Annotated in this window: 11 protein-coding genes; 5 read left to right on the top strand and 6 right to left on the bottom strand. The window is 40.7% G+C overall.

Features of this window, described 5'->3' with window-relative positions; all coding sequences use genetic code 11:
* Positions 1-67 precede the first annotated feature (67 nt).
* A complete protein-coding gene (gene mutT / locus AACS90_RS21160) occupies positions 68-469 on the top strand; it encodes an 8-oxo-dGTP diphosphatase MutT (protein ID WP_099111411.1) in 402 nt (133 codons plus the stop codon).
* 227 nt (positions 470-696) lie between these two features.
* Here mutT and yacG read toward each other — a convergent pair whose 3' ends face one another.
* The 6 genes from yacG to ppdD all read right to left on the bottom strand — a co-directional run bounded on the left by yacG (position 697) and on the right by ppdD (position 5,772).
* A complete protein-coding gene (gene yacG, locus AACS90_RS21155) occupies positions 697-894 on the bottom strand; it encodes a DNA gyrase inhibitor YacG (protein WP_086955899.1) in 198 nt (65 codons plus the stop codon).
* A 31-nt stretch (positions 895-925) separates the two neighbouring features.
* Complete coding sequence (gene zapD, locus AACS90_RS21150) at positions 926-1,684, bottom strand: cell division protein ZapD (RefSeq protein WP_099121389.1); 759 nt, start codon at positions 1,682-1,684, stop codon at positions 926-928.
* A complete protein-coding gene (gene coaE / locus AACS90_RS21145; protein ID WP_099121388.1) occupies positions 1,677-2,300 on the bottom strand; it encodes a dephospho-CoA kinase in 624 nt (207 codons plus the stop codon). Before coaE ends, zapD begins: the two co-directional genes overlap by 8 nt.
* 188 nt (positions 2,301-2,488) lie before the next feature.
* The gene (gene hofC / locus AACS90_RS21140) at positions 2,489-3,688 is read right to left on the bottom strand and encodes a protein transport protein HofC (protein WP_099121387.1); all 1,200 of its coding nucleotides are present in this window, start codon (positions 3,686-3,688) and stop codon (positions 2,489-2,491) included.
* 29 nt (positions 3,689-3,717) lie between these two features.
* On the bottom strand, positions 3,718-5,226 hold the full coding sequence (gene gspE / locus AACS90_RS21135; protein WP_099121386.1) for a type II secretion system protein GspE: 1,509 nt from the start codon (positions 5,224-5,226) through the stop codon (positions 3,718-3,720).
* A gap of 123 nt (positions 5,227-5,349) precedes the next feature.
* The gene (gene ppdD / locus AACS90_RS21130; RefSeq protein WP_099121385.1) at positions 5,350-5,772 is read right to left on the bottom strand and encodes a prepilin peptidase-dependent pilin; all 423 of its coding nucleotides are present in this window, start codon (positions 5,770-5,772) and stop codon (positions 5,350-5,352) included.
* Positions 5,773-6,105: 333 nt separating this feature from the next.
* Here ppdD and ampD point away from each other — a divergent pair, with 333 nt between their 5' ends.
* From ampD to aceE, 4 genes are all read left to right on the top strand, one after another.
* A complete protein-coding gene (gene ampD / locus AACS90_RS21125) occupies positions 6,106-6,657 on the top strand; it encodes a 1,6-anhydro-N-acetylmuramyl-L-alanine amidase AmpD (RefSeq protein WP_099121384.1) in 552 nt (183 codons plus the stop codon).
* Entirely contained in the window at positions 6,654-7,508 is an 855-nt protein-coding gene (ampE, locus tag AACS90_RS21120) for a beta-lactamase regulator AmpE (protein WP_099121383.1), read from the top strand. The genes ampD and ampE overlap by 4 nt, the downstream gene beginning before the upstream one ends.
* A gap of 1,084 nt (positions 7,509-8,592) precedes the next feature.
* A complete protein-coding gene (gene pdhR, locus AACS90_RS21115) occupies positions 8,593-9,357 on the top strand; it encodes a pyruvate dehydrogenase complex transcriptional repressor PdhR (protein WP_099121382.1) in 765 nt (254 codons plus the stop codon).
* 240 nt (positions 9,358-9,597) lie between these two features.
* Complete coding sequence (gene aceE, locus AACS90_RS21110) at positions 9,598-12,261, top strand: pyruvate dehydrogenase (acetyl-transferring), homodimeric type (protein ID WP_099121381.1); 2,664 nt, start codon at positions 9,598-9,600, stop codon at positions 12,259-12,261.

The following is a 12,261-nucleotide window of genomic DNA, read 5'->3' as shown; positions in this document are numbered from 1 at the left end:
GTGAGATTATATCTTCCCATAAGGCTGTTTATTATGGCCTGTAAGAACGACCATCATGGAAAACGTTATGGAAAAAAAACATCTGCATATTGCGGCAGGCATTATTAAAAACAGCAATAATGAAATTTTTATTACCCAACGTCGTGCCGACTCACATATGGGCGGATTTTGGGAATTTCCGGGAGGAAAGCTTGAACAGGGAGAAACACCAGAACAAGCTTTAATAAGGGAGTTAAAAGAAGAAGTTGGTATCACGGTAACTCATTGTGAACTGACGGAAACTATCACTCATGAATTTACGGATAGGAATATCACTCTTTACTTTTTTATGGTTGATCAATGGGAAGATGAGCCATTTGGAAAAGAAGGGCAGCCTTCCCGCTGGCTCCTGCAAACTGAATTAGTTGCTGATGAATTCCCGCCAGCAAACCGTAGTATCGTTGGTTTATTGACTAAATCTGCGGGCTAACTTGAGCAAAGATAGCGTCGAACTCATCCGACGCTATCTACACTTCATCTTTCAATTGCCTCTTTGTTGGCTACGCTTGCTCACCCTAGTCACCGTTTTTATAAAAAGACGGTTATCTATGTTCCCAGGGATTACTGAGAGGCCAGCCTTTGGCTGGGCAAATTCGTTCCCGACGAATTTGTTACTCCCTTGCCGCCGCGACGCATCTTGAAATCCATCAAGTGATTTTACTGTTCAGGCAGTTCACTCCATTCATCGTTTTCTGTGCTGTCGCCCTGACTTGGTATTTTCTTTTCTTCATTAGCCCATTCGCCTAAGTCGATTAATTGACAACGCTTACTGCAAAACGGTCGGTGTGGGCTAATTTCCCCCCAGATTACGGCCTGACCACATGTAGGACATGCGACAGTCAATATTTCAGACATGCTGTTTTCTCCTGCTTAGTTTGAGGGTATGTTAACAGCAGGCCAACTCAAATGACAAATGTGCAGGTACCGTACCATTTTCACTGTCCATTGGCAGAAACCGGATAGCAAAGCGGGTTTTGTGGCCAGAAACTTGCGGATAAATTAATTGGTTTTCCGAAATATCTAGTTTTAACCTTAGCAGATCGGCATCACCAGCATTCCCCTGAAAAAATCCGTTATGGCTTACCTGAGAAGAGAACATTGTTGACTGTCGTATCAGCTCCAGAATGCTTTCTAATGCCTGCTTTAGTGGTAGAAGACTGTTTAGCCAAGAACTGACGGTTTCATCCCGGGTAGACTGTGGCAGATGAAGCCACAGATACAATGTCGGCAGATCAAAACTACAACATCCGCCCGGAATACTTAGTCGTTGGCGAACCATGCTGATGATTCGGTCTTCTTTAATCTGTTGGCTAAGGCGGGGAGCATGGTGTAATGCAAGGCTCCGTTCCTTCAGTTGTTCTACCAGACTGTGAACCATCGTCGCATCTACATTGGGAGCATTGAGCCATTGTCTTAATTTTATTTGCTGGCGTTCCAGTTCCTTTAATAACTCAGAACGTACTTCACCACGTTCCAGTATCTCAATTAACTCGGCGATTGTGCGAAAAAATGCCAAGCTGTTTGCTTGTGAATCCAGATGAGACTGTTTTTCGAGTTGTTGCAGTGAAGATTCAATCCTCAACCATGAACGCATCTTTTCATTTAGCGGGTGTTCAAAAATAATAGTAGAGGTTGCATCATTCATTGCGTTCTTCCTGTCTGACTGATTCTGCTTGTTTCAAATATTGTTGATGTAGTTCGGCTATACGTACAGTGAGATCTTGCTCTTTTTGATCGTTTAATATGACATCATCTGCTTTTTCCAGACGTTCATTGCGGTCAGCCTGTGCAGCCAGAATATTTTCAACCTGTTCCCGGCTGACGCCATCACGCGTGATTGTCCGGCTGATTTGTACTTCAGGGGAAACATCAACTACTAAGATTCGGTCAGCTAAATGCATTAAATTATTTTCTATTAACAGAGGTACAACCCAAATAGCATAAGGGGTATTGATTTGGTTCAGTTGTCGTTGTGTTTCTGCGTGTATTAGTGGATGAAGAAGTGAGTTGAGCCACTGTTTTTCTTCTGGCGCAGCAAAAATTTTTTGGCGTAGCACGGCGCGGTTTAAACTACCATCCGATAATAGGATATCCGAGCCAAAGTGTTCAGCGATTGTTTGTAATGCGGGAGAACCAGGGGCAACAACTTCTCTGGCAATAATATCTGCATCAACAAGCGGGACACCAAGGGATGAAAATACATTAGAGATAGTTGTTTTACCACTACCAATTCCACCTGTGAGTGCAACAATATAAGTCATTCTATCCTTCAAATATTCTGATAGCCTATATAAATAAATTGTAACTCAAGGGAGGCATATGGGCTATAAACAAACATATATAATTCTTGTTATTACAATCATGCTCCACTTACGTAGTTACCGATCCCCTTGGAAGATTGATATCAGTGCCGCCGTAACATAACTAGAAATTCAGTGTATATAATATGTTACGTCAAAATAGTACCCAATTGAAAAATTGGCAAATACATAGCGAGTAGTAACAGGCCTACAATTATTGCCATGATCAGCATTAATACAGGTTCAAGTAAGTTAGCTAAATTATCAGCGCAGTTTATAAATTGCTCTTGATACCATATCGCTAGATTACCTAAAAATAACTCAAGTTCACCTGATTCTTCACCAATTATGACGAACTGTTTACATAATGGGGGAAAACAATACTCTTTTTTTAAGGCATGACTCATTGGTACACCTTGCTGTATTTTTCGATGAAGGTTTTTGATTCCAGCTATAAATAAAGGATGATGGGTTGCATTCATTGCACATTCCAAACCAATGGTTAACGTTAATCCCGCTTTTTGAGTCATAAATAGAATATGAAATATCTGGCTGGTATGCCGATATGTTATGAGTTTTTTGAAAAGTGGTAGTCGGATAAAAAATATTTTTTCTTTTTCGTACAATGTAGGAAACCGAGAGCGTAATCCTAAATAACTAATTGTCATTATTAATGTTGTTATGAAAATAAAGAAACCATGATTAATCAGAAAGTCAGAGGCAGATAAGAGCAGCTGTGTTAATAAAGGTAGTGAGGCACCAAATGCAGAATAAACCTGTTTGAATTCAGGTAGAACGAAAATCAGCATTAATAAGATAACGATTATAGCAACAAGAGAAATTATCAATGGATAACGATACGCTTTTTGGAATTTTTTATGCAATATATTCTGCTGCTCTAGTCGATTAATAAGCAACTGACAGCAAGATTCAAGTTGACCTGTTTGTTCTCCTACTGCAATAAACTGACAGAATAAAGGAGAAAACAGTTGTGGATAATTCTGTAAAGCGATAGAGAATGATTCTCCCTGACTAATCTTATAGATAATATCAGCTAATATGCATCTCCAAATAACATTTTTACATTCTGGTAAGAGAATATTAAGAGCCTGTAACAAGGGAATACCTGATGTCAGCAGTGTATTTAGTTGCTGGGTAAAATGTAGCCGATAAGACATTTCTTTTTCACTGTAATAAATAATCTGTCGGCGTTTAATGGTGTAGGGTTGTAGTTCAAGCTGGCTCAGATAGTTGAAAATCACTTGTCTGTTCTCACCTATATTTTCTCCTGTTACAATATTTCCTTTTTTATTCACAGCCTTCCAGTGATAAATAAATTCTATTTTCATTATTTGCCTTCTATATGGATATTTATTGATTATGCTTCCTGGCCTAGAGTCTGATAAATCTCTTCCAGCGTTGTTATACCTTGCCCGACCAATGTTAATCCGGCAGATAAAAGCGTGGATTTTTGTTGCAGGGTTGGTAAGCAGGGTATCTTGTCAGAAGGTTGTTCTGATAAGGTCTGTTGAAGTTCAGGTTTTATTTCGAGAAATTCATAGATGGCTGTTCTGCCATAATAGCCAGAAAAGCAGTGCTCACAACCAACAGCGACCCATGTTTTTACTGCTATATTTTGTTTTTTATCGTTATTTTCAGTATGTATAAATTCAGATTTTTCTGCGGGTTGGCGGCAATGGGGACAAAGCTTACGGACTAATCTCTGAGCAATAATTAATTTAACACATGAAGCGGTGGTATAACCTGAAATCCCCAGATGTTGTAGGCGTGATAAAGTATCTATCGTCGAATTGGTATGTAGGGTGGATAAAACCAAGTGGCCTGTTTGAGCAGATTTCATCGATATTTCAGCAGTTTCGTTATCACGAATCTCACCAACCATGATGATATCGGGATCCTGTCTGAGTAATGCCCGCAAAACTTTGGCAAAATCTAGCCCGATTTTATTATTTACTTGTGTTTGATTAATTCCCTGTAAGGGGATTTCTATAGGATCCTCAACGCTACAGATGTTTTTCTGAGTTTGATTTAAATATTTCAGGCAACTGTATAATGTGACGGTTTTCCCGCTTCCTGTTGGGCCAGTTACTACAATCATTCCTTGTGGTACATGAAGTTTTTGAACTAAAAGCTGTAGCTGAGATTCAGACAGGCCAAGTTGTTCCAATGATAGTTGCTGTATGGTGCTGAGAATACGTAGAACAATTTTTTCTCCATATAGGGTGGGTAATGTTGAGATGCGTATTGCATAACGGTTTTTATTATCATTCCAGTCAAATTGCCCATCTTGTGGCTGACGTTTTTCCGCAATATTGAGTTTCGCCATAATTTTTAAACGGGCAGGGATGCCTGTATTCATTTGAGGAGGAGGTGGTGGCATAAAATGTAATGAACCATCAACCCGAATACGTATTTGATAGTTATTTTGTAATGGCTCAAAGTGAATATCTGACGCTCTTTTTTTTATAGAGATAGATATTGTTTGATTAATTAACTGAATAACAGGAGTGTCAATATTTTCTGGATTGCTTTCAATTATTTGTTTTTCATTGTAATTGTTATTTTGAGTGGTTAAATTTTCTATCCGATAGGTTTCTGTTTCACCATTTTCTGAGCAGTAGTTTCCTGTGTAGTTAGGTAGTATGTGTTTTTGTGTCAACATGGATTCTATTTTGGCTTTTGGCCAAATATTAAAATCAATTATTGCACCAGAAATAAAACGTAATGCAGTAATAAACTCTTCATTAGGTGATTGGCTACAGGCAATAGTGATAGAATAACTATTTCTTTTTATAATTATTGCTTGATGTTTCTGGCATAATTCGTCAATTTCTTTTTCCATTAAATTGCTTTCCATGTTTCTCATTTAACTTATTCCTTAGGTTTTAAAAACGAATGGCTGTTTTTGTAAATATAAGGCTGTTTACATTTTCAGTGGAGGTTTATATTTGCTCTTTTTTAAATGCTAATGTTTTTTTACTTGTTTTTTTTAAAACTTAAATGTTTCCTGACATTTTGTTTTTAACGATTCACTTTCAGAATTGCACATAACTTGCCAATGAGTCATACCAGTTTTGGTATCTTGATCTGGTTTTAAGGTGATATTCAGGTCACTGAGGTTTTTCTGGCCAATAATATTTACTTCTCCTTCTTTTACTGTAATTGTATTGATGTAACGGCTATTAAACCCTGATGGAATTGATTTATGCCCAGAACTGCATTCTTTGTAATTTCCGGTTTCAAAATGACAAATATCAATGCCAGATTTATAAGGAACAATAGCTTGTAGCATATCAGTCAGTGCTGCCTTTTGGATATATCCCTGATAGCTAGGAATACCAATCGCACCGAGGATAGACACTATTGCCATTACCACCATAACTTCCATTAATGTAAATCCTTGTTGATTCATATTATTGCTTCCTCATTTTGTGTTTTTCATTCGATCTCTACATGGCTTCGTTATTTTTTAAATAAAAGCATGATATTTATTATTTGCTGATGCCAGTTAGCATGAATGTTTTTTTAAAAACTAAAATAAGATAAATGAAATTTATGGAAGCGATTCAAAGAAAATAATTATTAATTACATTTAATACCGGGAAATTTTCGAGCTTGCTCGCAAATGAAAACATGAACAACAATACTCCTCGATTGAAAAATCTAACCTGTTACACTTTGGCTGCATCTTGAAATTCATAGGGTATATACTCAATAGATTTTGAAAGATGGAGGAATCGAGGGTATGAGGTTACATGAAGGGTGGATTGTTGATGCCAGAAAGGTGATTTCACCGCATTATGATCTGCGCCCAGCAGGGGAAATCCCATCATTATTGGTTATACATAACATTAGCTTACCGCCCGGTAAGTTTGGCGGACCGTATATTGATCAGCTATTTATGGGGACGTTGGATCCGAATGAAGACCCTTTCTTTCAGGAAATAAAAGGATTAAGGGTTTCTGCGCACTGTTTGATTCGTCGTGATGGTGAAGTTGTGCAATATGTTCCTTTCGACAAAAGAGCCTGGCATGCAGGGGTTTCCTGTTATTGTGATCGGGAAACGTGCAATGATTTTTCAATAGGCATTGAGTTAGAAGGTACTGATTACGAGCCATTTACTGAAATTCAGTACACTAAGCTGGCGGAGGTGACTGAGTTACTTATCAGTCATTATCCTGATATCCGTAATAATATTACAGGTCATAGTGATATCGCTCCGGGCAGGAAAACTGACCCAGGGCCTTATTTTTACTGGGAACAGTATCGGCAGCTATTAAAGGAGCGAGTTGGATGACTCTCTTTATTCTATTGTTAATACTGGCATGGGAACGCATTTTTAAGATGGGAGACCATTGGCAGTTAGAACATTATCTGTCTCCTTTTTTTGCCAGAGTAAAAGTATATTCACTGTGGGTCAGTTTAGTGATGGCATTTGTAGTTGCTTTTTTGACCTGGAAAATTATTGATGTACTGAGTGTTATTGCTTTTGGTATCCCTGCGATCCTGTTATGCATCATGATTAGCTTGTTATGTATTGGTGCCGGCTCTTTGCGCCATAGTTATCGTGAATATCTCCGTTCTGTACGCACTGGTGATTTAGAGCAACAGAATATTCATCTTACAAATTTACTTATAGGGCAACAGAACCCGCCTGAGATGACAAAAGATGATCGCTTGCGCGAAATACAGAACACATTGATCTGGATAAATTTCCGCTATTATCTTGCCCCTATTTTCTGGTTAGTTGTTATGGGGGAGTTTGGTCCGGCCATTTTAATGGGATACTGTTTCCTGAGAGCTTATCAGAGATGGTTGGCGCAATGCAGAACTTCTGTGCAGCGTGCGCAATCCGGGGTTGATGCGCTATTAAATTGTTTGGATTGGATACCAGCACGTTTGGCGGGTATTGCTTATGCTTTGCTAGGCCATGGGGAAAAAGCGTTACCGGCCTGGATTGCATCACTTAGTGATTTGCGGACATCACAATATAAAGTGGTCAGTCAATTGGCTCAATTTGCATTGAGCAAGGAACCTCATTTAGATCTTTTGAATAGCCCCCTTGCTGCGGTAAAAATTGCGAAAAAAGCAACATTTACCATTGTGATTATTGTCGCACTGTTAACGATTTATGGGGCGTTAGCATAAAAAAATCCCGCCTGTGTCTATATGTGACATCTGGCGGGAATTACTTTAAAAGGATTTTTATACCGTTCATTTTTTCAGGTTGTAGTTTCCGCTAGTGATACTGCTAATGGGCATCTTGATCCCAGTTAGACAACTTGAAATATGTTGGTATATATCAAATTAGCCTGAGTATACCCTTAATCTTTAGAGTAACTTCTGCGTTGGCTGGTTTTTCAGTTACATATACATAGTTCTCTATGTTACTGATAACCGACTCTATTTGCATTTGCCGACGTGACTCAACTCGAAATCTATTGGGTATATATTCATCCTGAAACGTTAGAATATTCCCTGAGTTGGCAATTAAATTAACCAGTTAAGAAATGTCCATAACATTTTTGTTATTCCTGGGGGAGGGGTATTGTATTTAACGCTTTTTATATGTGTTTTTGACTACTTGTTGCTGCCACTGCATTGGTTTGCCACTGCTATCTTGTCTGCAACTGTAATAAAATGATTCAGTATGAAATCCGCACGGTAGATTGGCTTCATAGTAAAATACTTAAGTTATTTTTGTTATTAACTATTTTAAATTAAGTTCTGTTAATAGCATAATCATGGTGCTGTCTTGATAAGAAACAAGTGCTATGGCCCTTATTTTATTCACTATATTGTGTAAGTTATATGTTATATCGTAACGTATAAATTTAAATAACAAATAAACAAAAGAATCAATATATTAAATAAATTATAACAATGGCTAATGAATTTAATCTGTATCTTTACCACTCCTACCTGTTTTACTGCCTAAAAATTCCATTTGGTTATAATTTTCTGATAAAAATTAAAATAATTTGTTAAAATTTGCAGGTTTTTATGATTTAGCCCAAGGTCTTTATAGACAGCTAGTGAATACTTTGTTACTTTATGGCCTGTATTCTAAATTGGTATTACCAATTGACTAAATCCCAGCTAAACGAGGTTAATTGAATGAGGTCGATCAACTGAAGGTTAGTCTGAATACTTTGTTAAACAGGGTATAGGGGTATAGTTCACCATAAATTGTTCAAAGCAACACTTACTTACTGAATGGCTTACAGCAGATATGGCTTATAGCAAAATTCGCCAACCAAAGTTATCAGATGTGATTGAGCAGCGTCTGGAAAACCTCATTCTCGAGGGCTCGTTGCGCCCCGGGGAAAAGCTGCCGCCTGAGCGTGAGCTGGCGAAGCAGTTTGAGGTATCACGTCCTTCATTGCGCGAAGCCATTCAAAAACTAGAAGCCAAAGGGTTTCTTTTCCGTCGTCAGGGTGGAGGAACTTTTGTACAGAATAATCTCTGGCAAAGTTTCAGTGACCCGCTCGCCCAACTTATTGCAGAGAATCAGGAATCACAGTTTGATCTCCTCGAAGCACGTCATGCGCTGGAAGGTATCGCAGCTTATTATGCGGCGCTCAGAGGAACAGATGAAGATTTTAAACGCATTAAGGAAAGCCATCTCGCGATTCAGGAAGCACAGCAAAGCGGGAATATTGGTGCGGAGTCTGATGCAGTTCTGCAATATCAACTTATTGTCACAGAAGCAGCACATAATGTGGTTTTGCTGCATTTACTGCGTTGTATGATCCCGATGCTGGAACAAAATATCCGGCGCAATTTCGAGTTCATTTATACCCGTAAAGAAATGTTGGCGGCAGTGAGTGACCATAGGGCAGCGATTTTTCACGCAATAATGGCGAAAGAACCGGAAAGAGCCCGTGAAGCTTCGCATCGTCATTTGTCTTTCATTGAAGAAGTTTTATTGGATCTGACTCGTGAGCATACCCGTCGTGAACGCTCACTGAGACGGCTCCAACAACATCAGGAATAAGAGCCTATCCTCCGGGGCGTCATGGATTAAAACAACTCCCAAATGGGGTAGGTCCTAAATTGACTGTGCAGATCCTGGCTGCTGCGTCTGTACAGTCGTTATGCTCTTTTTGAAGAGTTTTAGCGGCAACATATAGCAGGGCCTATCTTCCGGTCATGACTGACTGAATGTCAAAGGGTATGACCAGAAGATAGGCTCCAAAACAACCATTAGAAATAGATAACAGATAAGGAACACACCATGTCAGATATTTTGAAAAATGACGTGGATCCGATCGAAACTCGCGACTGGTTACAGGCGATCGAATCGGTCATCCGTGAAGAAGGTGTTGAACGCGCTCAATTCCTGATTGATCAGGTTTTGAACGAAGCACGTAAAGGTGGTGTTAGTGTAGCAGCTGGTACTGCAAGCCGTGATTACATCAACACTATTCCGGTTGAGGATGAGCCGGCTTACCCTGGTAATCTGGATTTGGAGCGCCGTATTCGTTCCGCAATTCGCTGGAATGCCATCATGACTGTTCTGCGTGCATCCAAGAAAGATTTGGAGCTGGGTGGTCACATGGCTTCATTTCAGTCTTCCGCTACTGTTTATGAAGTTTGCTTTAACCATTTCTTCCGCGCTCGTAATGATAATGATGGCGGCGACTTGGTTTACTTCCAGGGCCATATTTCTCCGGGCGTTTATGCTCGTGCATTCCTTGAAGGTCGTCTGACTGAAGAGCAGATGAACAACTTCCGTCAGGAAATCGGCGGTAACGGTCTGTCTTCTTATCCGCATCCTAAACTGATGCCTGACTTCTGGCAGTTCCCGACTGTTTCAATGGGTCTGGGCCCAATCTCTGCAATTTATCAGGCTAAATTCCTGAAGTATCTGGAAAACCGTGGTCTGAAAGATACGTCTAAACAAACCGTTTATGCATTCCTGGGCGACGGTGAGATGGATGAGCCAGAATCCAAAGGTGCGATCACTATCGCAACCCGTGAAAAACTGGACAACCTGGTATTCATCATCAACTGTAACTTACAGCGTCTGGATGGCCCAGTAACTGGTAACGGTAAAATTGTTAATGAACTGGAAGGCATCTTTGCAGGCGCTGGCTGGCAGGTACTGAAAGTCCTGTGGGGCGAGCGTTGGGATGCACTGCTGCGTAAAGATACCAGCGGTAAACTGGTTCAGCTGATGAACGAAACTCTGGACGGTGACTATCAGACATTCAAGTCTAAAGATGGTGCTTATGTCCGTAAACACTTCTTCGGTCGTTACCCAGAAACTGCGGAATTGGTCAAAGATATGACTGATGACGAGATTTGGGCTCTGAACCGTGGTGGTCATGATCCTAAGAAAGTTTACGCTGCACTGAATAAAGCGCAGGAAACTAAAGGCCAACCAACTGTAATCCTGGCTCAGACCGTTAAAGGTTACGGCATGGGTGATACCGCTGAAGGTAAAAACATTGCTCACCAGGTTAAGAAAATGAACATGGAAGGCGTTCGCCAGTTCCGTGATCGTTTCAATGTGCCTGCATCTGATGAGCAAGTTGAAAACCTGCAATACGTGACTTTCGACAAAGACTCAGAAGAAGCCAAATATCTGCATGAGCGTCGTAATGCACTGGGTGGTTACCTGCCAAGCCGTCGTGTTAACTTCGACGACAAACTGGAAATCCCAGCACTGGAAGAGTTCAACTCTCTGCTGGAAGAACAATCCAAAGAAATTTCTACCACTATCGCTTTCGTTCGTGCCCTGAACGTAATGCTGAAGAACAAGTCTATCAAAGATCGTCTGGTTCCAATCATTGCTGACGAAGCACGTACTTTCGGTATGGAAGGTCTGTTCCGTCAGATTGGTATCTACAGCCCGAATGGTCAGCAGTATACTCCGCAGGACCGTGAGCAGGTTGCATACTATAAAGAAGACGCGAAAGGTCAGATCCTGCAGGAAGGTATCAACGAACTGGGTGCTGCATCATCTTGGTTGGCGGCTGCAACTTCTTACAGCACCAATAACCTGCCGATGATCCCGTTCTACATCTATTACTCCATGTTCGGATTCCAGCGTATCGGTGATCTGTGCTGGGCTGCTGGCGATCAGCAGGCTCGTGGCTTCCTGGTTGGTGGTACTTCCGGTCGTACGACTCTGAACGGTGAAGGCCTGCAACACGAAGATGGTCACAGCCATATTCAGTCTCTGACTATTCCTAACTGTATCTCTTATGATCCAGCGTTCGCTTATGAAGTGGCTGTTATCATGCATGACGGTCTGGATCGTATGTATGGTGAGAAACAAGAGAACATCTACTACTACCTCACCACTCTGAACGAAAACTACCACATGCCAGCAATGCCAGAAGGTGCTGAAGAAGGTATCCGTAAAGGTATCTATAAACTGGAAAGCATGGAAGGCGCGAAAGGTAAAGTTCAGTTGCTGGGCTCTGGTTCTATCCTGCGTCACGTTCGTGAAGCAGCTAAGATCCTGTCTGACGAGTACGGTGTTGCTTCTGACGTTTATAGCGTAACTTCATTCACTGAACTGGCTCGTGATGGTCAGGATTGTGAGCGTTGGAACATGCTGCACCCATCAGAAGAACCACGCGTTCCTTATATCGCTCAGATCATGAACGAAGCACCAGCAGTTGCTTCTACCGATTACATGAAGCTGTTTGCTGAGCAGGTTCGTAACTTTGTACCAGCAAGCGAATTCCGCGTACTGGGTACTGACGGCTTCGGTCGTTCTGACAGCCGTGAAAACCTGCGTCACCACTTTGAAGTTGATGCTTCTTACGTGGTTGTTGCTGCTCTGGGTGAATTGGCTAAACGTGGCGAAGTTGATGTGAAAGTGGTTGAAGAAGCCATCAAAAAATACAGCATCAACCCAGAAAAAGTTAACCCACGTCTGGCATAA

Origin of the sequence: Xenorhabdus sp. KK7.4, from assembly GCF_963876465.1 — a bacterium.
GTDB classification, from domain to species: domain Bacteria; phylum Pseudomonadota; class Gammaproteobacteria; order Enterobacterales; family Enterobacteriaceae; genus Xenorhabdus; species Xenorhabdus stockiae.
Note: the sequence above shows the minus strand (reverse complement) of the source record. Positions and strands in the feature narration are given on the sequence as shown.